The organism is Paludibacterium purpuratum (assembly GCF_004363805.1).
GTDB classification, from domain to species: domain Bacteria; phylum Pseudomonadota; class Gammaproteobacteria; order Burkholderiales; family Chromobacteriaceae; genus Paludibacterium; species Paludibacterium purpuratum.
The window spans coordinates 244,722-270,907 of record NZ_SNZP01000003.1; the positions used below are offsets into that span (position 1 = coordinate 244,722).

Annotated in this window: 26 protein-coding genes; 7 read left to right on the forward strand and 19 right to left on the reverse strand. The window is 61.3% G+C overall.

From position 1 onward, the window contains the following. Positions 1-149: 149 nt before the first annotated feature. From DFP86_RS05185 to ptsP, 5 genes are all read right to left on the reverse strand, one after another. Complete coding sequence (locus DFP86_RS05185; protein ID WP_133678943.1) at positions 150-407, reverse strand: hypothetical protein; 258 nt, start codon at positions 405-407, stop codon at positions 150-152. Between the two features lie 290 nt (positions 408-697). Next, positions 698-1,105: a hypothetical protein gene (locus DFP86_RS05190; RefSeq protein ID WP_133678944.1), complete on the reverse strand. Its 408-nt coding sequence runs from the start codon at positions 1,103-1,105 to the stop codon at positions 698-700. A gap of 273 nt (positions 1,106-1,378) precedes the next feature. Next, positions 1,379-4,018 (reverse strand): bifunctional acetaldehyde-CoA/alcohol dehydrogenase, encoded by a 2,640-nt coding sequence (gene adhE / locus DFP86_RS05195; protein ID WP_133678945.1) that lies wholly within the window; start codon positions 4,016-4,018, stop codon positions 1,379-1,381. 177 nt (positions 4,019-4,195) lie between these two features. Continuing rightward, on the reverse strand, positions 4,196-5,707 hold the full coding sequence (locus tag DFP86_RS05200; protein ID WP_133678946.1) for a PTS transporter subunit EIIC: 1,512 nt from the start codon (positions 5,705-5,707) through the stop codon (positions 4,196-4,198). A gap of 46 nt (positions 5,708-5,753) precedes the next feature. Next, a complete protein-coding gene (gene ptsP, locus DFP86_RS05205; RefSeq protein ID WP_133678947.1) occupies positions 5,754-8,291 on the reverse strand; it encodes a phosphoenolpyruvate--protein phosphotransferase in 2,538 nt (845 codons plus the stop codon). 565 nt (positions 8,292-8,856) lie between these two features. On the opposite strand from ptsP, the gene DFP86_RS05210 reads away from it, so the two are divergent. From DFP86_RS05210 to trhA, 7 genes are all read left to right on the forward strand, one after another. Then, positions 8,857-9,468 carry a MotA/TolQ/ExbB proton channel family protein gene (locus DFP86_RS05210; protein WP_133678948.1) on the forward strand — a complete coding sequence of 204 codons (612 nt, stop codon included), beginning with the start codon at positions 8,857-8,859 and terminating at the stop codon, positions 9,466-9,468. A 4-nt stretch (positions 9,469-9,472) separates the two neighbouring features. Next, positions 9,473-9,883 (forward strand): ExbD/TolR family protein, encoded by a 411-nt coding sequence (locus DFP86_RS05215; RefSeq protein ID WP_133678949.1) that lies wholly within the window; start codon positions 9,473-9,475, stop codon positions 9,881-9,883. Next, positions 9,880-10,878 (forward strand): tetraacyldisaccharide 4'-kinase, encoded by a 999-nt coding sequence (lpxK, locus tag DFP86_RS05220; protein ID WP_133678950.1) that lies wholly within the window; start codon positions 9,880-9,882, stop codon positions 10,876-10,878. The genes DFP86_RS05215 and lpxK overlap by 4 nt, the downstream gene beginning before the upstream one ends. Further along, positions 10,868-11,050: a Trm112 family protein gene (locus tag DFP86_RS05225; protein ID WP_133678951.1), complete on the forward strand. Its 183-nt coding sequence runs from the start codon at positions 10,868-10,870 to the stop codon at positions 11,048-11,050. Before lpxK ends, DFP86_RS05225 begins: the two co-directional genes overlap by 11 nt. Then, positions 11,047-11,808, forward strand: a complete 762-nt coding sequence (gene kdsB, locus DFP86_RS05230) for a 3-deoxy-manno-octulosonate cytidylyltransferase (RefSeq protein ID WP_133678952.1) — start codon at positions 11,047-11,049, stop codon at positions 11,806-11,808. Before DFP86_RS05225 ends, kdsB begins: the two co-directional genes overlap by 4 nt. Positions 11,809-11,839: 31 nt before the next feature. Continuing rightward, a complete protein-coding gene (gene adk / locus DFP86_RS05235) occupies positions 11,840-12,493 on the forward strand; it encodes an adenylate kinase (RefSeq protein WP_133678953.1) in 654 nt (217 codons plus the stop codon). Positions 12,494-12,694: 201 nt separating this feature from the next. Further along, complete coding sequence (gene trhA, locus DFP86_RS05240) at positions 12,695-13,309, forward strand: PAQR family membrane homeostasis protein TrhA (protein ID WP_133678954.1); 615 nt, start codon at positions 12,695-12,697, stop codon at positions 13,307-13,309. 82 nt (positions 13,310-13,391) lie between these two features. Here trhA and DFP86_RS05245 read toward each other — a convergent pair whose 3' ends face one another. The 14 genes from DFP86_RS05245 to DFP86_RS05310 form a co-directional block, all read right to left on the reverse strand. Continuing rightward, positions 13,392-14,984 (reverse strand): DUF3369 domain-containing protein, encoded by a 1,593-nt coding sequence (locus DFP86_RS05245; RefSeq protein ID WP_133678955.1) that lies wholly within the window; start codon positions 14,982-14,984, stop codon positions 13,392-13,394. Next, the gene (locus DFP86_RS05250) at positions 14,984-16,525 is read right to left on the reverse strand and encodes a sensor histidine kinase (RefSeq protein WP_133678956.1); all 1,542 of its coding nucleotides are present in this window, start codon (positions 16,523-16,525) and stop codon (positions 14,984-14,986) included. The genes DFP86_RS05245 and DFP86_RS05250 overlap by 1 nt, the downstream gene beginning before the upstream one ends. 148 nt (positions 16,526-16,673) lie before the next feature. Then, complete coding sequence (locus DFP86_RS05255) at positions 16,674-17,573, reverse strand: DMT family transporter (protein WP_133678957.1); 900 nt, start codon at positions 17,571-17,573, stop codon at positions 16,674-16,676. Then, a complete protein-coding gene (locus DFP86_RS05260; RefSeq protein ID WP_243729309.1) occupies positions 17,560-19,047 on the reverse strand; it encodes an NAD(P)H-hydrate dehydratase in 1,488 nt (495 codons plus the stop codon). Before DFP86_RS05260 ends, DFP86_RS05255 begins: the two co-directional genes overlap by 14 nt. Next, positions 19,044-19,661 (reverse strand): flavin prenyltransferase UbiX, encoded by a 618-nt coding sequence (locus DFP86_RS05265; protein WP_133678958.1) that lies wholly within the window; start codon positions 19,659-19,661, stop codon positions 19,044-19,046. The genes DFP86_RS05260 and DFP86_RS05265 overlap by 4 nt, the downstream gene beginning before the upstream one ends. A 26-nt stretch (positions 19,662-19,687) precedes the next feature. Further along, positions 19,688-20,533 carry an RNase adapter RapZ gene (gene rapZ / locus DFP86_RS05270; RefSeq protein WP_133678959.1) on the reverse strand — a complete coding sequence of 282 codons (846 nt, stop codon included), beginning with the start codon at positions 20,531-20,533 and terminating at the stop codon, positions 19,688-19,690. Continuing rightward, entirely contained in the window at positions 20,514-21,470 is a 957-nt protein-coding gene (gene hprK, locus DFP86_RS05275; protein ID WP_133678960.1) for an HPr(Ser) kinase/phosphatase, read from the reverse strand. The genes rapZ and hprK overlap by 20 nt, the downstream gene beginning before the upstream one ends. Continuing rightward, the gene (gene ptsN / locus DFP86_RS05280; protein WP_133678961.1) at positions 21,463-21,924 is read right to left on the reverse strand and encodes a PTS IIA-like nitrogen regulatory protein PtsN; all 462 of its coding nucleotides are present in this window, start codon (positions 21,922-21,924) and stop codon (positions 21,463-21,465) included. The genes hprK and ptsN overlap by 8 nt, the downstream gene beginning before the upstream one ends. 102 nt (positions 21,925-22,026) lie before the next feature. Further along, entirely contained in the window at positions 22,027-22,347 is a 321-nt protein-coding gene (hpf, locus tag DFP86_RS05285; RefSeq protein WP_133678962.1) for a ribosome hibernation-promoting factor, HPF/YfiA family, read from the reverse strand. Positions 22,348-22,414: 67 nt separating this feature from the next. Beyond that, positions 22,415-23,830: an RNA polymerase factor sigma-54 gene (locus DFP86_RS05290; RefSeq protein ID WP_133678995.1), complete on the reverse strand. Its 1,416-nt coding sequence runs from the start codon at positions 23,828-23,830 to the stop codon at positions 22,415-22,417. 5 nt (positions 23,831-23,835) lie between these two features. Further along, complete coding sequence (gene lptB, locus DFP86_RS05295; protein WP_133678963.1) at positions 23,836-24,564, reverse strand: LPS export ABC transporter ATP-binding protein; 729 nt, start codon at positions 24,562-24,564, stop codon at positions 23,836-23,838. Continuing rightward, positions 24,561-25,106 carry a lipopolysaccharide transport periplasmic protein LptA gene (gene lptA, locus DFP86_RS05300; protein WP_133678964.1) on the reverse strand — a complete coding sequence of 182 codons (546 nt, stop codon included), beginning with the start codon at positions 25,104-25,106 and terminating at the stop codon, positions 24,561-24,563. Before lptA ends, lptB begins: the two co-directional genes overlap by 4 nt. Continuing rightward, positions 25,096-25,662: an LPS export ABC transporter periplasmic protein LptC gene (gene lptC / locus DFP86_RS05305; protein ID WP_133678965.1), complete on the reverse strand. Its 567-nt coding sequence runs from the start codon at positions 25,660-25,662 to the stop codon at positions 25,096-25,098. Before lptC ends, lptA begins: the two co-directional genes overlap by 11 nt. Continuing rightward, positions 25,659-26,183, reverse strand: a complete 525-nt coding sequence (locus DFP86_RS05310; protein WP_133678966.1) for a KdsC family phosphatase — start codon at positions 26,181-26,183, stop codon at positions 25,659-25,661. Before DFP86_RS05310 ends, lptC begins: the two co-directional genes overlap by 4 nt. Between the last annotated feature and the right edge of the window lie 3 nt (positions 26,184-26,186).

Here is a 26,186-nt window from a genome sequence, read left to right on the forward strand (position 1 = left end):
GGTTTATCCACACCGTTGAAATCGCGCTTTAAGTGCCGTATGTAAGCGATGCCATTGTAGCAGCGCCTCGGGCACGACGGGTGTGCAAAGCGCGGCGGGAAGAGACCGCACGGTCGGCGGGCATGGCCCGCCGCCTCCGGGAAAAGCCGTTAATCGGCCGTGAGAACCAGGCACCCCGCCATATGACGCGCTTGCGCGGCCTTGGGCAGATACAACCAAGACGTGTTGGCATCGATCGGCTCGAACGCCCACGGCAAGCGGCTATCGACGATCAAACGGCACTCGTCGGAATTTTGACGATTGGCGCGCGGCAAGCACAACACGGAAATCAGGGAAAGTAACTGCTGTTGGCGGGCATCTGGGTTTGAAGAAAGGATAGGAACTGCATTACCATTTTCGGCAGCCATTCTGAACTCCAGGATAGTTTGGTTTGGTTAGCGGGCTCGGCGGTGTTCTAGCACCCCGGGTCCGCGCCTCTCGCGGCAAATGCCGCCCCCGTACATTACCCAGCCAACAAAACGCTGACAACGGCGAACGACCGTCAGAAAATGCTGAAATTGTTCGTGCGGGAGTATGGGGGGCGCCAACGGCAACCCGCCATATGCGATTGGTGCGATGCTTCGCGATCGCACCCTACGGAAAACAATGCGCCCTCATTGGCAGGGCGCATTGTCGTCTCGAGCGGATGAATTGGAAATTAAATTTTCTTGTATTCCGGTGTTAAATCGGTATTGGCACGGATGATGAGTTCATAATCGCCCTTTCCCAACTCGGCGTCGCCATTGACTTTTACTTTAAGGTCGTATCGAACGCTTGTGGTATAGAAAACGGCCGAGCCATGCTGAAAGATCTGCTTAGGCGAGTTTCCGTGAGGCGTCATCTGGATGTAGTGTGTGACGTCATCTCTAGTACCCTCAGTGCTATTATTCAGCCCATCCAGAGCGTGTTGCGAGTCACACCACGGCGTCCACATATTACATGCCATGACTTCGCCGGCTGGTACCACGACATGATTACCCGGTTTATTCGGATGTTCGTAATTGATCACATCGATCTCTTGATTGCTCAAGTTACGAACCAGCTTAATTGCCCTAATGTCACTCATCACAATCTCCTTGCATGGATGTGTTGATGCATTCGGTGACGCATGCAGAAAAAACTGCCGCTAGATCACCCGACTCACGAAATTGTTCTTTGGACAATTGGCGCCACGCAACTTAGCAAACAAGCTAAGTATATGTTATATAAAAACAAATAATGCCATTGTCAAGTCGCCTTCAAAGAGGATGCCTTGGCTGCAAGGGCGATTTTGCCGCGATGGCCGCGGGCATAAAAAACGGCCGCGCAAGGCGGCCGTGGATCGAGAGGGAAGATTCGATCAGGATTTCTTGCCAACCTTCTCGGCGGGCTTCTCGTCGGTGCGCAGATAGCTTTCGACATACGGGCGGCCGTAGAAGCTGTCGAGCAGGATCTGCTTGAGTTCGGAGATCAGCGGGAAGCGCGGGTTGGCGCCGGTGCACTGGTCGTCGAACGCTTCTTCCGCCAGGTTATCGACCTTGGCGAGGAAGTCCGCTTCGGAGACGCCGGCATCGCGGATCGAAGCCGGAATGTCGAGCACCTTCTTCATGCCGTCCACCCACTCGATCAGGCTTTCCACCTTCTGCTTGTCGCTCTTGCCGGCAAGGTGCAGGTGGTCGGCGACGGCCGCGTAACGGCACAGCGCCTGCGGACGCGAGTATTGGCTGAACGCGGCTTGCTTGGTCGGCGTGTCGGTGGCGTTGAAGCGGATGACGTTGCTGATCAAGAGCGCGTTGGCCAAGCCGTGCGGGATATGGAATTCCGCGCCCAGCTTGTGCGCCATCGAGTGGCAGATGCCGAGGAAGGCGTTGGCGAAGGCGATGCCGGCGATGGTGGCGGCGTTGTGCACCTTCTCGCGCGCTACCGGATCCTTGGCGCCATTGGCGTAGGAGGAGGGCAGGAAGTCCTTCAATAGCTGCAGCGATTGCAGTGCCTGGCCGTCGCTGTACTCGTTGGCCATGACCGATACATAGGCTTCCAGCGCGTGCGTGACCGCGTCGATGCCGCCGAAGGCGGTCAGCGACTTCGGCATGCTCATCACCAGGTTGGCGTCGACGATGGCCATGTTCGGCGTCAGTTCGTAGTCGGCCAGCGGATACTTCTTGCCGGTTTTTTCATCGGTCACCACGGCGAACGGGGTGACTTCGGAGCCGGTGCCGGAGGTGGTCGGAATCGCCACCATCTGAGCCTTCACGCCCAGTTTCGGGAACTTGTAGATGCGCTTGCGGATGTCCATGAAGCGCAGTGCCAGTTCCTCGAACGAGACGTCCGGATGTTCGTACATGACCCACATGATCTTGGCGGCATCCATCGGCGAACCGCCGCCCAGGGCGACGATGACGTCCGGCTTGAAGCGGTTGGCGACGATGGCGCCGCGACGGACGACGGCCAGGGTCGGGTCGGCTTCGACTTCGTAGAACACTTCGACTTCGACGCCGTTCTTTTTCAGGATGTCGCTGACTTGGTCGACATAGCCATTCTTAAACAGGAAGCCGTCGGTGACGATCAGCGCGCGCTTCTTGTCCGACAGCTCTTCAATGGCCACCGGCAGGCAGCCGCGACGGAAATAGATCGACTTCGGAAGTTTGTGCCACAGCATGTTTTCTGCCCGTTCTGCCACCGTCTTTTTGTTGATCAGATGCTGCGGACCGACGTTCTCGGAGATCGAGTTGCCGCCCCAGGAGCCGCAACCCAGCGTCAACGACGGTGCCAGCTTGAAGTTGTACAGGTCGCCGATGGCGCCTTGCGAGGCCGGCGAGTTGATCAGGATACGCGCGGTCTTCATGCGCTCGCCGAAGCGGCTGATGCGTTCGCGCTGCAGGTCTTGGTCGGTATACAGCACCGAGGTGTGGCCGATGCCACCCATGGTGACCAGGGCTTCGGCCTTGTCGAGCGCATCGTCGAAGTCGCGTGCGCGAATCATCGCCAGCGTCGGCGACAGCTTTTCGTGGGCGAAGGCTTCGTCCTCGCTGACCTTGGCGATTTCGCCGATCAGTACGCGGGTGGTCGGCGGTACCTTGATGCCGGCCATTTCGGCGATGCGAACGGCCGACTGGCCGACGATGTCGGCGTTGAGCGCGCCATCCTTGAGGATGACTTTGCTGACCGCCTTGCATTCTTCCGACGACAGCACATGGCCGCCGTGGCTGTGGAAGCGTTCCTTGACCTGCTTGTACACCGAGTCGACGATCACCACCGATTGCTCGGAGGCGCAGACCACGCCGTTGTCGAAGGTCTTGGACATCAGGATCGAGGCCACGGCACGCTTGATGTCGCAGGTCTCGTCGATGATCACCGGGGTGTTGCCGGCGCCGACGCCGATGGCCGGCTTGCCGGACGAGTAGGCTGCCTTGACCATGCCCGGGCCGCCGGTGGCCAGGATCAGGTTGATGTCCGGGTGGCGCATCAGTTGGTTGGAGAGCTCGACGGTCGGTTCGCCGACCCAGCCGATGATGTCGGCCGGGGCGCCTGCCTTGACGGCGGCTTCCAGCACGATGCGGGCGGCTTCGCAGGTGGCCTTCTTGGCGCGCGGGTGCGGGCTGAAGATGATGCCGTTGCGGGTCTTGAGCGAGATCAGCGCCTTGAAGATGGCGGTCGAGGTCGGGTTGGTGGTCGGCACGATGCCGCACAACAAGCCGATCGGCTCGGCGATGGTCAGGATGCCGAACGCCGGGTCGTGGTCGATGATGCCGCAGGTCTTTTCGTCTTTGTACTTGTTGTAGATGTACTCGGACGAGAAGTGGTTCTTGATCACCTTGTCTTCGACCACGCCCATGCGGGTTTCTTCGGCGGCGAGCTTGGCCAGCGGAATGCGGGCGTCGGCCGCGGCGAGCGCGGCGGCGCGGAAGATCGCGTCGACCTGTTCTTGGGTGTAGGTAGCGTAAGTGCGCTGCGCCGCTTTGACGCGGCTCACCAGTTGGTTGAGCTGGTTACTGTCCATGGTACTTCCTCTCTACATAGCAAAATTCGGGTTGTCGTCGTTGACGAGCCAAAGTCGTTCACGAATTGCAGGGCCTGTAACCGGCTGGCGTTGCGGGGGAGGCAAGCGGAAATTCGTGAAGAACCTCGCGGCGGCGATCCGGTGAGGCCGGATCGCCGCCGGCCGTACATGTACTGCTTAATTGTGCTTCAGATACTCTTGCATGTCAGTCTTCAGGTTCTCGGAACGCGGCCCGAAGATGGCCTGAACGTTGTTGCCGACTACGACCACGCCGGCCGCGCCCATCGACTTCAGGCGGGACTGATCGACCTTGGCCACGTCGGCCACGCTGACGCGCAGACGGGTGATGCAGGCATCCAGGCTAGTCAGGTTGCTGCGACCGCCAAAAGCTTCCACCAGGCCTTGCGCCATCGAACCGGCTGCCGGGGCGGCAGATGCTGCGACTGCGGCCTTGGCTTCGATCGGTGCGCCGGAACCGGCCAGAGCGTGTGCGAGGACTGCTTCGTCACGTTGCTCTTCTTCGGTGGCATCCTCGCGACCCGGGGTCTTCAGGTTCAGGGCGGAGATCAACACACGGAACACGGTGTAGTAAACAACGGCGTAGATCGGTCCCAGAATAAACACCAGCCACGGCTTGACGTCCTTGACGAAGAACAAGGTGAAGTCGATCGCGCCTTGCGAGAAGGTGAAGCCCATGTGCGCGCCGAAGGTGTTCATCAGGTAGAACGCCAGGCCCACCAGCACGGCGTGGATCGCGTACAGCACCGGAGCCACGAACAGGAACGAGAACTCGATCGGTTCGGTAATGCCGGTCAGGAACGAGGTCAGGGCGGCGGAAACCATCATCGCGCCGATCTTGGTGCGGTTTTCCGGCTTGGCGCTATGCCAGATGGCGATAGCGGCGGCAGGCAGACCCCACATTTTCGGCAGGAAGCCACCAGCCAGGATCCCGGCGGTCGGGTCGCCAGCGAAGAAGCGGTTGATGTCGCCATGAACCATCTTGCCGGAAGCGTCGACGAAGTCGCCCATCTGGAAGAAGAACGGTACGTTCCAGATATGGTGCAGACCGAACGGCAACAGCATACGTTCCACTACGCCGTACAGCGTCACGGCGACGGCCGGGTTGCTGACTGCGGCCCAGTGCGAGAACGCTTCGATGCCGGCCTGTACCGGAGCCCAAACCACGGACAGCACCACGGCCAGGAAGATCGCGCACACACCGGTGGCGATAGGCACGAAGCGCTTACCGGCAAAGAAGCCGAGGTAGGTCGGCAGTTCGATGCGGTAGTAGCGGTTGAACAGGACCGAGGCCAGGACGCCGGACAGGATGCCGCCGAACACGCCGGTATCCATGGTGTCCATGCCCATTACCTGGGTGGTGTGCGCGCCGAGCAGCGGCGCCATCACGCCCAGGCAGGCGACCAGAACCACGTAGCCGACGATGGCTGCGATCGATGCTACACCATCGTTTTCCGTCAGACCCAGTGCAACGCCAACGGCGAAGATGATCGGCAAGTTGCCGAACACCGCGCCGCCGCCCTGAGCCATCAGGTGGTTGATGATTTCCGGAATCCAACCGAAGTGGGCGCTACCGATACCCAACAGCAAACCCGCGACCGGGAGCACTGCGACAGGCATCATCAGCGACTTGCCGATTTTCTGTAGTACAGCAAATGCGTTGAATGACATGATCTACTACCCCTTTCGTTGTGTCGTGTTACCTTTGCCCGCGGCGTTATTCCTTGATTGCCTGGGTCAAACGTGCGCGAACTTCGGACGCGGTGGAAAGCGTCAATACTTCAGCGGCCAGTGCCTCGCATTCGGTCTTGCTGAACTTGCGCACCAGTGCCTTGATTTCAGGAATCGACGGTACCGAAACCGACAATTCATCCACCCCCATCCCCACTAGCACCGGTACGGCCAGCGGGTCGGATGCCAGACCGCCGCACACCCCGACCCATTTGCCGTGGCGATGCGCAGCCTGCACCGTGCTTGCCATCAACTGCAGCACGGCAGGATTCAATGCGTCCGCTTGGCGACCGACCCCCGGGTGGTTGCGATCCATCGCAAGCACGTACTGGGTCAGGTCGTTGGTGCCGATCGAGAAGAAATCGACTTCGCGGGCGAACTGCTCGGCCATGATGGCGGCCGATGGAACTTCGATCATGATGCCGACTTGCACCGGCGGAACATTGAGCGCCTTGCGCTCTTCTTCCACCATCGCCTTGCACTCGCGCAGTTCGTCGAGGGTGGCGATCATCGGGAACATGATGCATAGCTTGGCGTAGGGCGCAGCGCGCAGGATGGCGCGCAACTGGCTCTTCATGATGTCGGGTTGGGCCAGCGATAGGCGCACGCCGCGCACGCCGAGGAAGGGGTTCTCCTCGGCCGGCATCGGCAGGTAGGCCAGCGGCTTGTCGCCACCGACGTCGAGCGTGCGGATCACCAGCGGGCGGCTGTGGCCGACGGCGCGGGCGATGCTCATGTAGGCATCGGCCTGCTCGGCTTCCCCCGGCGCGTCCTCGCGTTGCAGGAACAGGAATTCCGAACGCAGTAGGCCGACGCCCTCGGCGCCTTTGTCCATGCCCTTCTCGGCATCCGACAGGCCGCCGATGTTGGCGACGACCTCGACGCGATGACCGTCGGAGGTGCAGGCCGGCTGGGCGGCGTTTTCCAGGTCGGCTTCGCGCTGTTCGGCTTGGCGTTGCTGCTGGGTGCGGATGCTCGACAGTTCGTCGACGGTCGGATTGATGCGCAGGGTGCCGCGGCTACCGTCGAGAATCAGCGGCGTGCCGTCTTCGATCTGCAAGGCCTGGCGGTCGATGCCGACCACGGCCGGGATGTCGAGCGAGCGAGCCAGGATGGCCACGTGGCTGGTCGAGCTGCCGCCGCTGGTGCAGAAGCCCAGCACCTTGCTGCGATCGAGGCTGACGGTGAGCGACGGCGTCAGATCCTCGGCGATCAGAATGGTATTGGCCGGCAGTTCCGGCGCGGTCATGCGGCTGCCGGTCAGGATCTGCAGCACGCGCAGACCGACGTCGCGCAGGTCGTTGGCGCGAGCGGCCAACAGCGGGTTCGGCAGGTGAGACAGACGCTCGGCGTGCAGCGTGAACGCTTGCTTCCAGGCGAAGGCGGCGCTCTTGCCGTTGGCGATGCCACCCATCACCATGTCGAGCAGATCCGGGTCTTCCAGCAGCTCCTGGTGTGCGGCGAAGATTTCGGCGCGACCGCTGGTGGTCTTGCCGTGCGTCTGGTACTTCAGTTGCTCGAGCTGGGTGTGGGCTTCGGCCAGCGCGTTTTGCAGCGCCTCGCGTTCCGGGGTCTCGCCGATGCCGTTCTCGGTCAGCGTGATGGCCTGGTGGCTCAGAATGAATGCCTGGCCGACGGCGATGCCAGCCGAGGCGCCCACGCCGCGCAACAGGTTCGGGTCGCTGTCGACGACCGTTTCCTGCGTTGCGGCGGCTTCCGGCGTCTGGCTTTCCGGCGCGGCTTCATGCGCGTCGCCAGCGGCCAGTAGCGTCAGTTTTTCGATCGCAGCCTGGGCATCCTCGCCATCGGCGACCACGCGCACCACGTCGCCGTGGCGCACATTGAGGCCCAGCAGGGCGACCACGCTCTTGGCGTTGGCCTGTTCGCTGCCGCAAATCAGCTTGATGTCGGATTTGAATTGCTTGGCGGCATGGGCCAGCACCGCACAGGGGCGGGCGTGCAGGCCGGCGCGGCCGACCACGGTGATGGAGGGCGATTCGGCGCGCAGGCTGACGGCGGTGTCCGTCAGTCGGCTGGAGAATTCGCCGGTGCGCGAGAGGGTCAGAATGCGGTCGCGTCCGGCGACCACGTGGCCGCTGGCGCTGTCCATCGCGGCCACTTTGTCGCCGGTCAGAATGACGATCGGGGTGATCAGGCTGCGCGCGTGCGTCGCGAGGAAGGCATCGTCGAATTCGATCAGCGCATCGCCCGCATTGACGCGGTCGCCTTGGTTGACGCGGGTGGTGAAGCCCTGGCCTTTGAGGTCGACGGTGTCCAGCCCGATGTGCATCAGGATTTCGATGCCGTCATCGGAGGTCAGCGTCAGCGCATGGCGTGCGGAGTGAATGTGGGTGATCGTACCGGCGCAAGGTGCGCGAAGCATGTTGCTGGCCGGCGAGATGGCGATGCCGTCGCCGATCATCTTTTCCGCAAAAACGGGATCCGGTACCGCGCTCAGGGGCAGCAGCATGCCGGAAAGGGGTGCATTCAGGATCAGCTCCTGGTGCAGTTCGGAAGTACCCATATTGAAAACCTCTCGGCTTGCCACGGCCTCCTCGGAGGCGTTGCGCCTGATGCGACCCTGGCATGCAAAACAAGATTGAAGATATCCGTGTGGCGCCAACGTCCATTGCGGTGGGAAATGCCGTCGGCGAGTCAGAGAATATTCTCATTTATAACCAAAATCCATTGATTTGGATCAATCGAGTCGGTACTTCCTTTGGCGGAATTAAATACTTGCGTCATGTAACATCGCTACATTGCACGATTTGATCAGCGTTAAGACCAGTATTTGCTAATAGTTACGGGATGCTAGGCAAAGACTGGCGCGGGCGCTGTTCTGTTCGTGTTGCCATTGCCGGAAGGCTTGCATGCCGGTTACTTTGTTTTACTGTAGTATTGCTACAACATTTTGCCTGAAACTGTTGGGCGCCTAATGGTGTGATCTATGTTTGAAGAGTTTTTTAGGTCGTTTGTTTAACAAACAGTTTAAAATGCCATCTTGGTCTAGGCGGTATAGCGTATTGCCCTGGGACGTGCGAAACGGATAAAGTCTCTGGTTTTATAGCGTGTATTTGGGAGAATGACTCGTGTGGTCGATCATTGAAGCGGCCGGCTGGCCGATTTGGACAATTGTTGCCGCCTCCGTGGTATCCCTCGCCATTATCCTCGAACGCCTGTATTCGCTGCGCCAGAGCCTGGTTGCGCCTGCCGGCCTCCTGGCTCAGACCCTCGACGAATACCGTCGACACGGCACGGAAAGCGCCACGTTGCGGCAAATGGCAGACGCCTCGCCGCTCGGTCGCATTCTGAATGCCGGTCTGCGCAATGCCGACGTCAGTCGCGAGGTAATGAAGGAAGCGATTGAAGATGAAGGGCGGGTGGTGTTGTTTCAACTCGAACGATTTTTAACCACTCTGGGGTCGATCGCCGCCATGGCGCCGCTGCTCGGTTTGCTGGGCACCGTCGTCGGCATGATCGAGCTGTTCGGCTCGCAGAGCCCGGCCGGCACCAATCCGCACGTGTTGGCCCACGGCATTTCCGTGGCGCTCTACAACACGGCCTTCGGTCTGATCGTGGCGATTCCGAGCATGATGTTCTATCGCTACTTCCGCGCCAAGGTGGACGCTTTGCTGGTGGAGATGGAGTCCCAGGCGGTGCGCCTGGTCGAAGTCATCCACGGCGAACGTCGCCAGGGGTAACGCCATGAATTTTCGCCGCGGACATCATCGGGACGAACCCGAAATCAATTTGATCCCGCTGATCGACGTCTTGTTGGTCATTCTGATCTTTCTGATGGTCACCACCACCTACCAGCACTACGCGGAAATGCAGGTCAACCTGCCGCTGGGGCAGGGCGACGTGGTCAAGGAAAAACCGCGCGCCGTCCAGGTGGGCATCGCCGCCGATGGCCGCATGACCGTCAATGGCCATCCGCTGGCGGCCGGCGACGACAAGGGATTGCTCGACGCCTTGCGCCAAGTGCAAGCGGATAGCGAGGTGGTGATCAGTGCCGACGGCAAGGCCACGCACCAGTCTGTGGTCAGTGTGATGGAGGCTGCGCGTACCGCCGGGTTGACCCGTTTGACCTTCGCCACGCAGGCGCCGCGTTCGTGACCTGGCTCGAACGGCACTGGTACCGGCCGTGCGTCGGGCTCACCTGGCTGCTCGCTCCGCTGGAAGCGCTGTTCGCGCTCTTGGCCATGCTGCGCCGTGCCGGTTTCCGTGCCGGCTGGTTCAAGCGCGAGCGCTTGCCGGTGCCCGTCGTGGTGATCGGCAATATCAATGTCGGCGGGGTAGGTAAAACGCCGCTGACCGTCGCGTTGCTGCAGGCGCTTCGTGCGCGTGGCATCCAAGTCGGTGTGATTAGCCGCGGCTATGGCGGCCGGCACGAAACGCCGACCGCCGTGCTGCCGGACAGCGATCCGCGCGACGTGGGCGACGAGCCGCTACTCTTGGCCGCGGCCGGCGCCCCGGTGTTCGTCGGGCGCGATCGGGTCGCCGCCGGCCGCGCGCTGCTCGCCGCGCATCCGCAAGTTCAACTGATCCTGACCGACGACGGTTTGCAGCACTATCGGCTGGCGCGGGATCTGGAAGTGGTGGTGATCGATGCCGTGCGCGGCTTCGGTAGCGCACGGCTGTTGCCCAACGGCCCGCTGCGCGAGCCGCTGAGCCGTTTGCGCCGGGTCGATGCCGTCGTGGTCAACGGCGTGTCGGATCGGGCTTTGCCGATTCCCGCGACGGTGGCGCGTTTCGCCATGACGCTGCGGCCGGGCGAGGTGTATGCGCTGGCCGATCCCGCCCGGCGTCGGCATCCTGGCGACTTCGCCGGGCTCTCGGTCGCGGCGTTGGCCGGTATCGGCAACCCTCAGCGCTTCTTCACCACTTTGCGCGAGCTGGGCATCGTCGCGGAGCGCGAGCTGGCCTTTCCCGATCACCATGCCTTCAGTCAGACGGACATGCCGGACGATGTCGATGCCATCGTTATGACCAGTAAGGATGCGGTCAAGATGCGCCACGTCAATCATGATAAACTGTGGGTACTGCCGGTAGAGGCGCAGATCGCACCCGATCTGGCCGACTGGATTCTGAAGGCAAGCAATGGACGCTAAATTTCTCGATATTCTGGTGTGCCCGGTGTGCAAGGGGCCGCTGGTTCTCCTCAAGTCGCAGCAGGAATTGGTCTGCAAGGGCGATCGCCTGGCTTACCCGATTCGCGACGGTATCCCGATGATGCTGGAAGAAGAAGCGCGCGAGCTCGCGCCCGAGGAAGAGGTCGAATGACCGATTTCACGGTCGTGATCCCGGCGCGCATGGCGTCGAGCCGTTTGCCGGACAAGCCGCTGGCCGACATCGCCGGGTTGCCGATGGTGGTGCGCGTGGCGCGCCAGGCGATGCAAAGCGTCGCTAGCCGCGTGTTGGTGGCCACCGATCACGAGGCGGTGCGCGCCGCTTGCGCGGCGCACGGCGTGGAAGCGGTGATGACGCGCGCCGACCATGCCTCCGGCACCGATCGCCTGGCCGAGGTGGCCACGCTGACCGGGTTGCCCGACGAGGCGGTGCTGGTCAACGTGCAGGGCGACGAGCCCTTGATCGAACCGGCGCTGATCGACCGTTTGGCGGCGCTGCTCGATGACGGTGCCATGCCGATGGCCACCTTGGCGCATCCGATCCGCGATGCCGACGAAATGTTCAATCCCAACGTGGTCAAGGCGGTGGTCGACCGCGATGGGCGGGCGCTGTATTTCAGCCGCGCGCCGATCCCCTTCGCCCGCGACGCTTTCGCCGTCGGGCGCGATGCGTTGCCCGACGGGTTGCCGGTGTTGCGCCACATCGGCATGTACGCCTACCGGGCCGGCTTCCTGAAAACCTATGCCGCGCTGGCACCCGCGCCGCTGGAAATCTTCGAGTCGCTGGAGCAATTGCGCGCCCTGTGGTACGGCTACCCGATCGCCGTGGCGGTGGTGGACGAAGCGCCGATGGCCGGCGTGGATACGCCGGAAGATCTGGCGCGCGTTCGTCGACACTTCATCCGAACCTGAAACCAATAAATCCTAATTCCTGGAGAGATATATGAGACTGATTCTGTTGGGCGCACCGGGCGCCGGCAAGGGTACCCAGGCCAACTTCATCAAGGAGAAGTTCGGCATTCCGCAAATCTCCACCGGCGATATGCTGCGCGCCGCCGTCAAAGCCGGCACCGAGCTGGGCCTGGCCGCCAAGAAGATCATGGACGAAGGCGGCTTGGTGCGCGACGACATCATCATCGGTCTGGTCAAGGAGCGCATCGCCGAACCCGACTGCGCCAACGGCTTTCTGTTCGATGGATTTCCGCGCACCATCCCGCAGGCGGAAGCCATGCGGGAAGCCGGCGTGGATATCGATTTCGTGGTCGAGATCGATGTGCCGGACGAACTGATCGTGGATCGCATGTCCGGCCGCCGCGTGCACGTGGCCTCCGGCCGTACCTATCACGTCAAGTACAACCCGCCCAAACGCGACGGCCTTGACGACCTGACCGGCGAGCCGCTGATCCAACGCGACGACGACAAAGCGGAAACCGTCAAGAAACGGCTGCATGTGTATCACGAGCAGACCGAAGTATTGGTCTCGTTCTACTCCAAGCTGGCGACGACCGACGGCCCTGCGCCGGCATACATCAAGGTCGACGGTACGCAGGCGGTGGAAACCGTGCGCGACAACGTGCTCAAGGCGCTGGGCGCCTGAGGCCAACCGGCCTGGCGGCCGGTTGCTAGGGTTGGATTCGGCAAGGGCAGGTCAGGATTTCGATCCGGCCTGCCCTTGTTGGTTTACTGGGATACGAAACCTGTACGCTGCGCAGTTGTCACAGAAAATTCCCACGAAAGAGCGAGCGAATCTGTAAACTGATCATAGGGCTCGGTACGGAATGCCCGCATGGAGAATTTTATGTATCACGGAGAACGCTTCAACGGCATCTCCCATTTGGTCGGCACGCTGCTGGCCATTACCGGTTTGGCGGTGCTGGTCACCCGGGCCGGTATCGAGGGCGACCCCTGGCGGGTGGTCAGCTTTTCCCTGTATGGCGCGACCTTGGTGATTCTTTACCTGGTTTCGACGCTGTATCACAGCGTGCGCGGACGGGCGAAAGCCATTTTGCAAAAATGCGACCATTCGGCGATCTATCTGCTGATCGCCGGCAGCTACACGCCATTTGCCCTGGTGACGCTACGCGGCCCCTGGGGCTGGACATTGTTCGGCTTGAGCTGGGGCTTGGCGCTATTCGGCATCGTGCAAGAACTGACCATCGGCCGGCGCACCAGGTTGTTGTCGATGATTCTGTATGTGCTGATGGGATGGATGGTGCTGATCGCCATCAAACCGCTGGTGTTGTCGCTGGCTACGCCTGGCCTGGTTTGGCTAGCGCTTGGCGGGCTGTTCTACAGCATCGGCATCTACTGGTTTCTCAATGACGAGAAGATCCGCCACGGTCACGGCATCTGGCACCTGTTCGTATTGGCCGGCAGCCTAAGCCAATTCGTGTGCGTGATGTTCTACGTTTGAATGGGGGTGGGGGTGCGTTACTTCGCGAACGCACCCCACATAGGGTAGCGTGCATCCGCCGAAGCACCGCACTTCCTTCTTGTCAGACGTCGAACGGCAGCCGATCCTCTTCCACCAGCGTGATCAGCGCGGTCACGACATGCGGGTCGAACTGACTCCCTGCGCGCTGCCTGATGTAATCCATGGTGTCCTTCAGTGTCCAGGGCTCTTTGTACGGACGCTTGTGCAGCAAGGCGTCGAACACATCCACCACCGCGACGATACGGGCGGATAGCGGGATATCCTCGCCACGCTTGCGCTGCGGATAGCCGCAACCATCGTAGTGCTCATGATGACTGGCGGCGATTTCGCTGCCGAACGCCAAGTAGCTGTTACCTTCGACCATCAGGCTGGCTTTGTGCAGAATCTGCGCGCCGATATTGGCGTGTTGTTCCATGATGGTGCGCTCGTCCGGATCCAGCTTGCCGGGCTTGAACAGGATATGATCCGGCGTGCCGACCTTGCCGACGTCGTGCAAGATGCTGGCCATGCCGATCATTTCCATAAACTCCGCGGTCAAGTCCTGCGGATAGTGCTTCATCTTCTTCAATTCTTCAGCAAGCGCATCAGTCAATTTCTGTACGCGCAGCACATGCTGACCGGTATCGGAATCGCGAAATTCAGCCAGGTCGGCCAGCGCGACCACGGTGGCCTCTTGCGACTTGCGCAGTTGCTGGTAGAGGTAGAGGTTGTCGTAGGCGGCGGAGATGCGCTGGCAGAATACCTCCAGCAGATTGCGCTCGACGTCCTCCAGCGGCCAGGGCGGGCTGAAATGCACCACGAACTCGCGATTGTTTTGCGAAGTGATGTACAGCACGTCGTAGGGGTGGCGGTAAATGCTTTTCTTCTGGGTCAGCGATTCGTGAATGGCCTCGGCCAGCTCCGGCAGGGAGCTGAAGTCGTTGGTATGGGTCAGGTATTCGTAGGAGCCGGTGGCGGCGATCACCTCGACGGCCAAGCGGCCATTGACCTGGTTGCCGTTTTCCACGCACAGAATGCCGTCCATGCCGACATCCAGCAGGGTGCTGACCTGTTTGAGTACGCCCGAGGCGAACTCCTTGAGCGAGTGTAATTGGTAGAGATCGCCCGCGCCTTCCAGTATTTTGGCCAGGCCCTGGCGGTTTTTCTCGATGGTGAGCAGATTTTCGTGTGCGCGCAGCGACGAAATGACCGTGGTGAACAGTTTTTGTACGGTCAGTTCGGTCTTGGTTTTGTAGTCGTTGATGTCGTAATCGAGGATGACTTCCTGCTCGGGCGCCTGGCCGGGCTGGCCGGTGCGCAAGACGATGCGAACGGTCTGGTTGTTGAGCTCCCCGCGGATGCGGCGCACAAGTTTAAGGCCGGCATCGTCGGTTTCCATCACCACATCCAATAGGATCAGTGCGGTATCCGGATGCTCGGTGATCATCCGGAATCCCTCTTCGGCTGACGAAGCGTACAGCAGCTGCAGCCCCTTGTCCTTGAAGCGGATGTCCTGGATCGCTAGCCTGGTCGCCGTGTGCACGTCTTTTTCGTCGTCGACGACCAGCACCGTCCATGGGCGCTTGCGCGGGGACTGCGACTCTTCGTCGGCCTCGGCGTGATCGTCGTCCAGTAGCCAGTTTTCCTCATCGTGCTGATTGTTATTGTCGATCATCAGGAGCCCTCCTTGGGCGCGATCGAAGGCGCGATGCAGGGGAGTCGAATCGAGAAGACGGTGCCTTCGCCAAGCGCACTGGATACATCGATGCTGCCACCCAAACGCTGTCGCACCACATTGTAGACGATATGCAGCCCGAGCCCGCTGCCGCCGCTGCCGCGACGCGTGGTGAAGAAGGGCTGGAAGATCTTGCCCATGTTCTCCGGTGCGATACCTTTGCCGTTATCTTTTACCGTTAGCGACAAATAGCCGTTTTCCAGCCTGTGAGCGGCGATCTCGATCCGGCCGGGCTGGCTTTCGTCGAAGGCGTGAGTGACGGCGTTCACTAGTAGATTGGTCATCACCTGGGACAGTGCACCCGGGTAGCTGTCCATCAGCAGATCCGGCTCGCAGTCGATCTGGATCTCGATCGAGGTCCGTTTGAATTTTGGGCGCAGGCTGGTGATGATCTCGTGTAGATAATCCTCAAGCTGAAAGTCGCGGCGCGCTTCGCTGGTCTGGTCGACCGCCACCTGCTTGAAGCTATGGATCAGGTTGGCGGCGCGCTCGGCATTGGAGAGGATCAGCTCGCAGCTCTCCTTGGCGGTCGCCAGGTAGTTCTGAAAATCGCTTTTCTTGATGGCGCCGGCTTCTAGTTCGCTGTTCAACTGTTGGGTAACGGCAGCCAAGTGCGAGGCGGCTGTAAGCGAAATGCCGACCGGCGTGTTGATCTCGTGGGCGACGCCGGCTACGAGTCCTCCTAGCGAGGCGAGTTTCTCCGATTCGACCAGGGTCTGCTGGGTCTGTACCAGTCGACGGTAGGCATCCTGGGCTTTTTCCTTTTCCTCGCGGGCGTTCGCCTCCGCCTGAGTCCGCATCTTCAGGTCGTCCATGATACGCGCGACGATGCGGTTGAAACTGTGCATCACGTCGCCGAACTCGTTTTTCTGGTTGACGCTGAAGGTGGCCGACTCCAAGTCGGAGCTGCTGGCCGCCAAATCCAGTGCGTCCTGTAGCTCTTTGAGCGGATGGAACACGAAATGGCGGAGGGCGTAACTCATCATGAACAGGATCAGCACGTCGAGCAGCACGATCTGCATCAAGCTTTCCATCAGGTGGCTGCGTAGTTGAGCGTTTAGATCGCTGCGCGATAGGAAAACCTCGGCGACGCCGAGTTTTTCCTTCCCTTGATAAACGATAGGGATGGTGAGTATATCGTCGGCCGCCGGTTCTTCGGTCGGCGTCATGTCGCGCAGACCGCGGCTGTCGCGGATGCGGCCGATATTCAGGCCCGCGTCGCCTTTGATGCGAATGGCGATCAGCGACTGCCAGCCGAGTTCGGCGTCCAGGGTCAGCTGAATATACTGATCGTCGAGTTGCCACACCCCATGAGGAAGCGATAGTGCCAAGCGCTCCTGCAATGCGGTTCGCAACGCCTGATAATCGGCTTCCCCTTGTGCCTTGCTGGTGCTGAACGAGACGTAGCCCATGACCGAGAGGATCACGGTAATGCCAACGATCAGCCAAACGGTTAATTGAGCCTTGATGCTTTTCATCATAATGGGCGGCTTCCTCACTCACTCTCATCGTAAATAAGCTGGATGTAAAATGCAAAAGCCCAATCATAAATACTTGATTAAAGCAAAGTGTTTGGCTCGGATCAAAACGAACACGCGTGTCGCGAGCTTAGCGACAAGCAGCGGGGTGCTAATGTGCCAGGGCGCGCGGTGCCGGCAGTTTCTGTAGCAGCAATCCCGCTAGGATCAGCCCCAAACCGGCCAGCGTCGACGGCAGGATCGCCTCGCCAAGTAGCCAATGAATGAGTAGCAAGGAAACCAGCGGCGACAGAAAAATCAGATTGGCAATGCGTGCGGCACTGTGCGCTCGCTTGAGGGCAAAAAGCCACAGCACGAAGGTGAAGCCCATTTCGAAGGCGCCGACGTAGGCGGCACCGGCAAGTCCAGTCCAGGATGGTAGCGTCAGCTCGCCGCGCCAGGCGCACCACAGCGCGATCAGCGGCAGCGAACAGGAGAAATTGAGCGTCAAGCCGATCACCGGTTCTCGATTGTCGCGGGTGTTGGCCAGCCAATAGCCGGCCCACAGTAGCGTCGAGACAAGCGCCAGCATGACGCCGCGCGGATTGCCGAAATGCAGGCTGAAGAGCTTGCCGTGGGTGGCGATGGCCAGCACGCCGAGATAACACACCAGGGCGGCCAGTGCATCGCGCCGCCGCAGCCGTTGCTTGAGAACCGGCACCGACAACAGGGTCAGGGTCAGCGCCCAGGTATAGTTGATGGCCTGCGCCTCTTGCGCGGGGAGCAGCGAATAGGCTTGGAACAATACGAGGTAATAGGCAAAGGGGTTGACCGCCCCCAGGAGCAGCGAACGGCGCCAATGTTGCCGAAGTGCTGCGCGGGTCTCAAGCAGTCGACCTTGGCTGATCAGAATACCGAGCAACACCGCCAACGAAACCAGATTGGCCCAAAACAGCAGTTGTGCCGGCGACAGGTGCGCCAGGCTGATCTTGAAGGCGGTGGCCACCGTCGACCAGGCGAGCACGGCGCCGAGGCCGGCGGCGTAAGCGCCGAATTGATCATGATCGCGCATACATGCCCGTTCGGCGGTTGGCCGATGCGACCAGTCGGTTGAGTTCGGCCGATAGGGCGACCACGGTGGCATCGGCGCTCAGGCCGATAGGGCCGCCATGGCTGGCGGTATAGGCGTCGCCGGCCAGTCCGTGGACGTGTACGGCCAGCGAGGCGGCGGCGAAGGGCTCCATGTGTTGGGCCAGCAAGGCGGCGATCAGCCCGCTGAGCACATCGCCCTGGCCTGCGCTCGCCAATGCCGGTCCACCGCTGCGATTGACATGGTAGTAACGATCGGGCCCGACGATCAGCGAACCTGCACCCTTGAGTACGGTGACGGCATTCAGCCGCTCGGCAAGTCGGCGCGCGGCCTCGAGACGATCGGCTTGAATTTCCGCTGTGTGGCACGCCAGTAGGCGGGCGGCTTCAGCCGGATGCGGCGTGAGGACGGTCGGCGCGCGTCGTTCGGCTATTCGAGTTTGCCAGCTCGGTTCTGCGGCCAGCAGATTGAGCGCGTCGGCATCGAGCACGAGCGGCAGCGGTTGGTCGATGGCCGCGTCGAGCAGCGCTTGTGCCGCGCCTTCCCGTCCCATGCCCGGCCCCAGTGCCAGTACGTCGCAGATCGGCAGGGCGTCGGCGGCGCGAATCATCAACGCCGGTGCCTGCGGATCGACCGGCAAGCGGGGGTCGAGCGCGGCGATCAGCACCTTGCCCGCGCCGCCGGCCAGCGCCGCGCGACCGGCCAGGAGCGCCGCACCCAGCATGCCCTCGCTGCCGCCGACGATACCGACGCACCCGTAGCTGCCTTTGTGGCTGTTGTGCGCCCGGCTGAGCTTGTCTAGTCCGGCAGGGTGGTACACCGCGCCTTCCGGTGCCTCGCCCGCCCAGCCGGGATGCTGCAAGGTGTCGAGTTGCACCTGGCCGGCCAGATCCGGGCCCTCGCCGGTGAACAGTCCAGGTTTGTGGCAGAGGAAAGTCAGCGTGGCATCGGCGCGTAGCACGGCGTTGAGCGCCGTGCCGCGCCAGGCGTCGAGGCCGGTCGGCACATCCAGCGCCAATACCGGGGCGCCGAGTGCGTTTAATTGATGGATCAGTGCGCACCAGTCGTTGTCGAACGGCCGGCTGATGCCAATGCCGAATAGGCCGTCCACCAGTAGATCCGGTCGCGGCTCATGGGGGGCGAGCATCGTCCGTACCGTGCCGCCTGCGGCCTGCCAACGGGCCAGGGCTTGTCGGGCGGCGGGTGTCTGCGGTGCCCGGGGCTGCAGCACGTCGACGCGAAAACCGCCGCGTGCGAGCAAATCGGCGACGACCAGCGCATCGCCGCCGTTGTTGCCGGGACCGGCCGCCAGCAAAATGCGCGCGCCTGTCGCCCAGCGGGCGGCGATCCAGTCCGCCGCCGCTTGGCCCGCGCGCGCCATCAGATCCACGCCCAGGGCGTCTGCCCGCTGTTCCAGCGCGCGTAGCGCGGCTTGGCTATAGATGGCAGCGCTCACGATGGCGTCTCTCCCCAGCGGCGGATCAGCGAGTGGGGAATGTCGAGTTGATCCATGATGCGGGCCACGACGAAGTCGACCATGTCCTCGATCGTTTGCGGGTGAGTGTAAAAGCCAGGCGAGGGCGGCAGAATCACCGCGCCCAGGCGAGCCAGCTTGAGCATGTTCTCCAGGTGCAGTGCCGAGAACGGGGTTTCGCGCGGAACCAGGATCAGCTTGCGGCCTTCCTTGAGGCTGACGTCGGCGGCGCGCTCGATCAGGTTGTCGGACAGACCATGGGCGATCGACGCTAGAGTGCCCATGGTGCAGGGACAGACCACCATGGCGTCGGCCGGGTTGGTGCCCGATGCGACCGGGGCAAACCATTCTTCGCGGCCGAATACCCGCAACTGCCCGGCGTTCGCCCCGCTACGCTCGATGAACCACTGTTCTGCATCGGCCGGGCGACTTGGCAGCGTCAAACCCAGCTCCTGCTGCGCCACGACTTGGGCCGCCTGGGAGTACAACACCCAGACGCGCGTACCGGCGGCGATCAGGCAGTCGATTAGGCGTAGGCCGTAGGGCAGGCCGGAGGCGCCGGTCAGGGCGACGGTGACGGTTTGGATGGGGCGCATGGGGAGGTCAATCTATGACGGGCCGATTATTCGGCGTGTTGTAGTTGGCGGTGGCGAATGATCACCTGCTGATCCGAAAAACGTTGTGCCAATTGCTCGGCGATGTAGACCGAGCGGTGCTGCCCGCCGGTACAGCCGATGGCCACGGTCAGGTAGCTGCGGCTTTCCTGACTGAAACAGGGTAGCCAGCGCGCGATGATACGGTGGATGTCCTCGGTCATTTCGGCCACCGCCGGTTCTTGCTGGAAGTAGTCGATCACCGGCTGGTCGCAACCGGTCAGCGGGCGCAGTTCGGGGACGTAATAGGGATTGGGCAGGCAACGCACGTCGAAGGCGAAGTCCAGGTCGAGCGGTACGCCGTGCTTGAAACCGAACGATTGCAGCACCAGGGTCAGTCGGCTGCTGTCGGCCGATACCAGATCTTTGACCCAACTGCGCAAGCTATTGGGCACCAGGTCGGTGGTGTCGAAACGCGCACCTAGTTCCTGGATGCTGGCCAGCATGTCTTTCTCGGCCAGAATGCATTCGTTGATGGTCAAGAGGCCGTTACCGGCGAGCGGGTGGCGCCGACGGGTTTCGGAAAAACGTTTGACCAGCGTGTCGTCCTGCGCTTCCAGGAACAGCAGGCGAACGTCGACGCCTTGCTCGCGCAGTTTGCGCATCTCGTGCGGCAGCGCGCCGAGCGACGGGCTGGAGCGTACGTCGACGCTGATGCCGATGTGTTCGAAGCCGTAATCCTGGTACAGGGCCATTGCCTCGGACAACATGGTGGCGGGCAGGTTGTCGACACAGTAGAAGCCCGAATCCTCCAGAGCGCGCAATGCGATCGATTTACCGGAGCCGGACTGCCCGCTAATCAATATCAGTTGCATGCTCCTGATCCTTGAGGAAATTGGTGTGTCGTTCGATAAATTCGCGCGTGCTGTCGATACCGCGCAATTGCAGTATATAGTTGCGCACAGCGGCTTCCACCAGCACCGCCAGGTTGCGGCCGGCCGCGACCGGCAGGACCACCTTGCGAACCGTGACGCCCAGGATGTCCTGGGTCTCCGACTGGATGTTCAGGCGGTCGAGCGCTTGCATCGCCTGGTCGTTGGCCTTGACCAGGTGGATGATCAGCTTCAGTACCTTTTTCGGTCGTACGGCGGTTTCGCCGAAAATGGTGCGGATGTTCAGGATGCCCAGCCCGCGTACCTCCAGGAAATCGCGCAACAGCGGCGGGCAGCGTCCCTCCAATGTTTCCGGGCCGATGCGGTACAGTTCGACCGCATCGTCGGCGACCAGGCCGTGACCGCGCGAGATCAGATCCAGCGCCAGTTCGCTCTTGCCCATCGCCGAGTCGCCCATGATCAGTACGCCGATCTCCAGCACGTCGAGGAATACGCCGTGCAACACGGTGGACACTGCCAGCGCCCGCGCCAGATAGATGCGCAGCACATCCATCAGGTAGGGGCTTTCCAGCGGCGTGGACATCAGCGGTACGCTGTGCGAATGGCAATAGTCGCGCAAAAGTTTGGGCACCGGCTGGCCGTTGGCCACCATCACGACCGACATGCTCTTGTGGAACAGCTGGTCGAGCGCGGTCTTGGCGGCGGACTGCTCCAACCGGTTCAGGTAGTCGACCTCGGCCAGCCCCAGCACCTGCACCCGGTTCGGGTGGATGAAGTTCAAGTGGCCGACCAATGCCAGCGTCGGTCGCGCATCGTCGATGCCGATGATATTGTCGGCGCCGGCTGTGCCGACGACCCAGCTGAGATTGAGTTTCTGCTGGTTTTCCTGGTACAGCTTGCGCACCGTGATACTAGGCATGGTTCGACCACTCGGACAGGATCTGATAGAGCTCGTCCACGCTTTGCGCGGCGAGCATTTGCTCGCGCAACGGACGGCTGGAGAATAACTGCGCCAGTTCCGACAGCACCTGTAGATGCAGATCGGTCGCCTGCTCCGGCACCAGTAGCACGAACAGGCTTTGTACCGGTTTGCCGTCGGGGGCATCGAAAGGAATCGGGGCCTTCAAGCGGATGAAGACCGCCGCGGCCTCTTTCAGACTCTGTGCCCGTCCGTGCGGGATCGCCACACCCTGGCCGAGACCGGTCGACCCCAACTTTTCACGGGCGAACAGGCAGTCGAAAACTTCGCTGCGGGCGATGCCGCAGGTATTCTCCATCAACAGGCCGACTTGCTCGAAAACACGTTTTTTGCTGCTAACGTCGAGATCGAGCATGATGTGGTCGCGCGAGAGAATTTTACCGATCTGTTTCATATCGTTTGGCGGAAATCGGGCGCCGGCACGGGCCGGCGTCTGCAAAAGGTCAGACAAACAAAAACGGGAACCCGAAGGTTCCCGGCGGTACGGGTTACCACGTTACAGAGAAGCTTCCGGGTGAGCGCCAGCACCGCGGTGCTCGCTTTGCTTTTCCTTGAACTTCAGCACTTGGCGGTCCAGCTTATCCATCAGCAGATCGATGGCGGCGTACATGTCGGATTCGGTGGCTTCAACGTGAATGTCCTTGCCGGACAGATGAACATTGACCTCGGCTTTCTGGATCAGTTTGTCCACGGACAGGGTGACGGAGACATCGATAAGGTCGTCGACATGACGGCTGATGCGCTCGAGTTTGCTCTCGATGTAGTCGCGCAGCGACGGGGTGATCTCGAGGTGAAGACCAGTCACTTTGATGTTCATAACCCTTACTCCTTTTTGTTGCCATGATGACTGCCCGGTCGGGTCGGCCGAACAGCCGGATGTTGGACTACAGCGCCTTTCTCTGATTGACCGGTGCGATCTGCATGGCTTCACGATACTTGGCAACGGTACGTCTTGCAACCTGAATGCCCTGACTGGATAGCTGCTCGGCAATAGCGCTATCGGACAGAGGCTTGGCGGGGCTCTCGTCCTCGATCAATTTACGGATATGAGCCTTGATTGCCGTGGCGGAGCATTCCTCGCCACTGTCGGTTTCCAGGGCGCTGCCGAAGAAATATTTCAGCTCGAATAATCCGCGCGGGCAGAGTAGATATTTCTGAGTGGTGACTCTGGAAACGGTGGATTCATGCAGCCCGAGCTCTTCGGCGATATCGCGTAGGATCATCGGCCGCATGGCCACTTCGCCTTGTTCAAAGAACGCTTGCTGCTTGTCGACTATAGCTTCCGACACTTTCAGGATAGTGTCAAATCGCTGTTGGATGTTCTTGACCAGCCAACGTGCTTCTTGCAATCGGCCCGACATCTCGCCGGCCTGTTGGCGATTTTCCGACAGCATTTGCGCATAGATCTGGTTGACGCGCAGGTGCGGTACAGCCCCGGCGTTCAACTCCGCTACCCAGCGGCCTTTGCGTTTTCTGACGGTGACGTCGGGCGTGACGTAGTGGGTGTCGCGGGCATCGAACCCCATGGCCGGGCGGGGGTTCAAGGTGGCGATCAGCGCCTGCGCCAGGCGCAAGGCTTCGTCATTGGCGCCGAGCAGTTTGCGCAGCCGGGTATAGTCGCGCGCACCGAGCAAATCCAGGTGGCCGAGGACGATCTGGCGCGCCAGCGGCAACCCCGGCGCGTCGGTAGGCAGGCAATCCAACTGCAGCGCCAGCGATTCGGACAGCGAACGCGCGCCGACCCCGGGCGGATCGAATTGCTGCAACAGGTGCAGGCCGGCCGACAGTTCGGTTTCGTCGATGTCCAGTTCCGTCGGCAGCGTGGCGGCCAGTTCGGCCAGCGACGTGGTCAGATAGCCGTCATCGTCCAATTCTTCGATCAGAAGCTGCACGACTGCGTGATCGCGGCGCGCCAGGGCGATTTCGCCCAACTGCGACAGCAGGAGTTCGCGCAGCGTCTGGTGGCAGGGTACGTTGTGGAAGGGATCGTAATCGTCGTCGTAGCCGCCGCTGCCGCCCGATCCGCCGCTGCCCCAATCCTGCAAAGCCTCCATGCCAGGTTCGGCGGGCGCGGAGTCTTCCTGCCCGCTGCTCGGCTCGGCGACGGCAGGCGTTTCAGCCGGCTGTTGGTCGCTCTGCGGAGGCTCGTCGGCGCGCTCCAGCAACGGGTTTTCCAGCAGGTAGCGCTCGACTTCTGCTTGCAGCTCGACGGTGGATAGTTGCAGCAGCTTGATCGACTGCTGCAACTGCGGTGTCAGGGTTAACTGCTGGGAGACTTTTAGCTGGAGGCTCTGCTTCATCATGCTTACAAGTGGAAATGCTCGCCCAGATAGACCTTGCGCACCCGCTCGTCGCTGACCAGCGCCTCGGGGTCGCCCGAAGCCAGTACCGCGCCGTCGCTGATGATATAAGCCCGGTCGCAGATGCGCAGCGTCTCGCGCACGTTGTGGTCGGTGATCAGTACGCCGATGCCGCGCTCCTTCAGGAAAGAGATGATTTTCTGAATATCGATGACCGCGATCGGGTCGACGCCGGCGAACGGTTCGTCCAGTAGGATGAAGCGCGGCCGCGTGGCCAGTACGCGCGCGATCTCCACCCGGCGGCGCTCGCCGCCGGAGAGCGACAAAGCATTGCTGTTACGCAAGTGCGCGATGTTCAGATCGTCGAGCAGCAGGTCGAGTTCCTTTTCCAGCTCTTCGCCTTTGAACCCGGTGATCTCCAGGATGGCGCGGATGTTCTCGTCCACGGTCATCTTGCGGAAAATCGACGCCTCCTGCGGCAGATAGCCGAGGCCGAGCCTGGCGCGGCGGTGGATCGGCATGTGCGTGATCGATTGTCCGTTGAGCGTGATCTCGCCGTCATCGACGCCGACCAGGCCGACAATCATATAGAAACTGGTGGTTTTGCCGGCGCCGTTCGGACCCAATAGGCCGACGACTTCGCCGCTTTCGATGTCCAGCGAGACATCTTTGACTACGGTTCGGCTCTTGTAGCGCTTCTTCAGGCGCTGCACCGTCAATACACTGTCTGTCATGGTTGCTTTCCGGCGCCGTTGCTGGCGTTTTTCTTCTGCGGCTGGATGATGGCCGTTACCCGACCCTTGTTGGCGGTGTTCGTGCCGCCGCCCTGGCTCTGGTAAATCTGGGTTTCCGTGTTGTAGACAATCACGTCGCCGATCAACAGATCGGTATCTTTCTTGACTCGGGCATTGGTCGTCAGTACGGCGGTATGGTTGACCGTACTGTAATCGATGCGGTTGGCTTGCCCATCAATCCAGACGTTCTTCTTTTCCGGGGTGTCGTCGGCCTTTTGGCGGAACGTGACCAGCTTGCCGGTCGCCACCATGGTCTGGTTGCCTTGTGCGTCGCGGGTGACCGTCAGATGGTCGGAGTGCATCAGCAAGGTGCCTTGAATCACCACCACGGCGCCATCCCATTGGGTGATGCCCTTGAGTTGATCGAGCGAGGCACGGTCGGCGCTGATCTGGATGGGTTTGTCGGCGTCGGCCTTTTCGGCGTGCGCCAGCGGTGCGGTCAGGGCAAGCGGTATCAGCAGCGCTGCGAATTTATTTGACATAAGTTGCCTTTGCGAAAGAAAGCAAATTCACGACGCCGGTCTTGTAGTCATAATTGAAGCCGGTCGAGTTTGCTACGCTGTTACCGTAGTGCACCGTGGTCGGCATCGCCGAACTGGCGTAGCGGCGCACGGTGTCCACGGTCATGGCGCTACTGTCGAGCGTCATCGCCGGTTGACCGGCCGCGGGTGGTTTCTGCAGATGGGCTTTGTGGTCGAAGTAGGCAACCCGAGTGCGCGTATTGTAGCGGCCTGTCTCGGCAACGAGAGTGTAGTCTGGCTGACCGGTTTGGAATACATCGATCGTGGTTTTGACGAAATACAGATCATTCTGATTCGGATATTGCCACAATTTGTCGGCCACCATGCGCTGTTGCACCCGCCCTTGCGTATCGAAGCGCGTGGAGAGAACGTGCTCGGAGACATATTCCGGCCTGGACGGATCCAGTTCGCGCCCGAAGCTGCCGAGCTTCGACACCTGATCCAGCCAGATGGTCAATAAGGCCATCAATGCCACCAGTGCGATCGGGAATAGGCGTGCGGAACGTCCGATTTTCATGACAGATAGCCCGCCATCAGGCCGTCGAAGGTACCTTGCGCCTGCATGATCAGTTCGCAGGTCTCACGGATGGCGCCGCGTCCGCCGCTGTTGCCGGTAACGTAATGCGCGTTCTTGCGCACGATGCTGGGTGCCTCGGGCACCGCGATGGCCATGCCGACGCGGCACATCACCGGCAGGTCGACCACGTCGTCGCCGACATAGGCGCACTGGCTGGCGTCGACGCCCGCCTTGCCGATCAGCTCCAGAAAGGCCGCGCGCTTGTCGTGGATGCCGGCATAGTAATAGTCGATGCCGAGGCCACGGGCGCGCGCTTCGACGCAGGCTGCGGCGCGTCCGGTGATGATGGCGAGTTTGACGCCGGTGGACTGAAGCATCTTCAGGCCGTGGCCATCGAGCGTGTTGAAGCCTTTCAGCTCTTCGCCGCTGGCCGTGATGAAAATCGTGCCGTCGGTCAGCACGCCGTCCACATCCATGATCAACAGGCTGACCTTGCGGGCCAGATCGTGTGTCGCTTGCATGTT

Excerpts from the sequence above, each read along its gene's own strand:
- DFP86_RS05185 (WP_133678943.1), bottom strand. The coding sequence starts at position 407 with ATGGCTGCCGAAAATGGTAATGCAGTTCCTATCCTTTCTTCAAACCCA.
- DFP86_RS05190 (WP_133678944.1), bottom strand. The coding sequence starts at position 1,105 with ATGAGTGACATTAGGGCAATTAAGCTGGTTCGTAACTTGAGCAATCAA.
- adhE (WP_133678945.1), bottom strand. The coding sequence starts at position 4,018 with ATGGACAGTAACCAGCTCAACCAACTGGTGAGCCGCGTCAAAGCGGCG.
- DFP86_RS05200 (WP_133678946.1), bottom strand. The coding sequence starts at position 5,707 with ATGTCATTCAACGCATTTGCTGTACTACAGAAAATCGGCAAGTCGCTG.
- ptsP (WP_133678947.1), bottom strand. The coding sequence starts at position 8,291 with ATGGGTACTTCCGAACTGCACCAGGAGCTGATCCTGAATGCACCCCTT.
- DFP86_RS05215 (WP_133678949.1), top strand. The coding sequence starts at position 9,473 with ATGAATTTTCGCCGCGGACATCATCGGGACGAACCCGAAATCAATTTG.
- DFP86_RS05225 (WP_133678951.1), top strand. The coding sequence starts at position 10,868 with ATGGACGCTAAATTTCTCGATATTCTGGTGTGCCCGGTGTGCAAGGGG.
- kdsB (WP_133678952.1), top strand. The coding sequence starts at position 11,047 with ATGACCGATTTCACGGTCGTGATCCCGGCGCGCATGGCGTCGAGCCGT.
- adk (WP_133678953.1), top strand. The coding sequence starts at position 11,840 with ATGAGACTGATTCTGTTGGGCGCACCGGGCGCCGGCAAGGGTACCCAG.
- trhA (WP_133678954.1), top strand. The coding sequence starts at position 12,695 with ATGTATCACGGAGAACGCTTCAACGGCATCTCCCATTTGGTCGGCACG.
- DFP86_RS05245 (WP_133678955.1), bottom strand. The coding sequence starts at position 14,984 with ATGATCGACAATAACAATCAGCACGATGAGGAAAACTGGCTACTGGAC.
- DFP86_RS05250 (WP_133678956.1), bottom strand. The coding sequence starts at position 16,525 with ATGATGAAAAGCATCAAGGCTCAATTAACCGTTTGGCTGATCGTTGGC.
- DFP86_RS05255 (WP_133678957.1), bottom strand. The coding sequence starts at position 17,573 with ATGCGCGATCATGATCAATTCGGCGCTTACGCCGCCGGCCTCGGCGCC.
- DFP86_RS05265 (WP_133678958.1), bottom strand. The coding sequence starts at position 19,661 with ATGCGCCCCATCCAAACCGTCACCGTCGCCCTGACCGGCGCCTCCGGC.
- rapZ (WP_133678959.1), bottom strand. The coding sequence starts at position 20,533 with ATGCAACTGATATTGATTAGCGGGCAGTCCGGCTCCGGTAAATCGATC.
- hprK (WP_133678960.1), bottom strand. The coding sequence starts at position 21,470 with ATGCCTAGTATCACGGTGCGCAAGCTGTACCAGGAAAACCAGCAGAAA.
- ptsN (WP_133678961.1), bottom strand. The coding sequence starts at position 21,924 with ATGAAACAGATCGGTAAAATTCTCTCGCGCGACCACATCATGCTCGAT.
- hpf (WP_133678962.1), bottom strand. The coding sequence starts at position 22,347 with ATGAACATCAAAGTGACTGGTCTTCACCTCGAGATCACCCCGTCGCTG.
- DFP86_RS05290 (WP_133678995.1), bottom strand. The coding sequence starts at position 23,830 with ATGAAGCAGAGCCTCCAGCTAAAAGTCTCCCAGCAGTTAACCCTGACA.
- lptB (WP_133678963.1), bottom strand. The coding sequence starts at position 24,564 with ATGACAGACAGTGTATTGACGGTGCAGCGCCTGAAGAAGCGCTACAAG.
- lptA (WP_133678964.1), bottom strand. The coding sequence starts at position 25,106 with ATGTCAAATAAATTCGCAGCGCTGCTGATACCGCTTGCCCTGACCGCA.
- lptC (WP_133678965.1), bottom strand. The coding sequence starts at position 25,662 with ATGAAAATCGGACGTTCCGCACGCCTATTCCCGATCGCACTGGTGGCA.
- DFP86_RS05310 (WP_133678966.1), bottom strand. The coding sequence starts at position 26,183 with ATGCAAGCGACACACGATCTGGCCCGCAAGGTCAGCCTGTTGATCATG.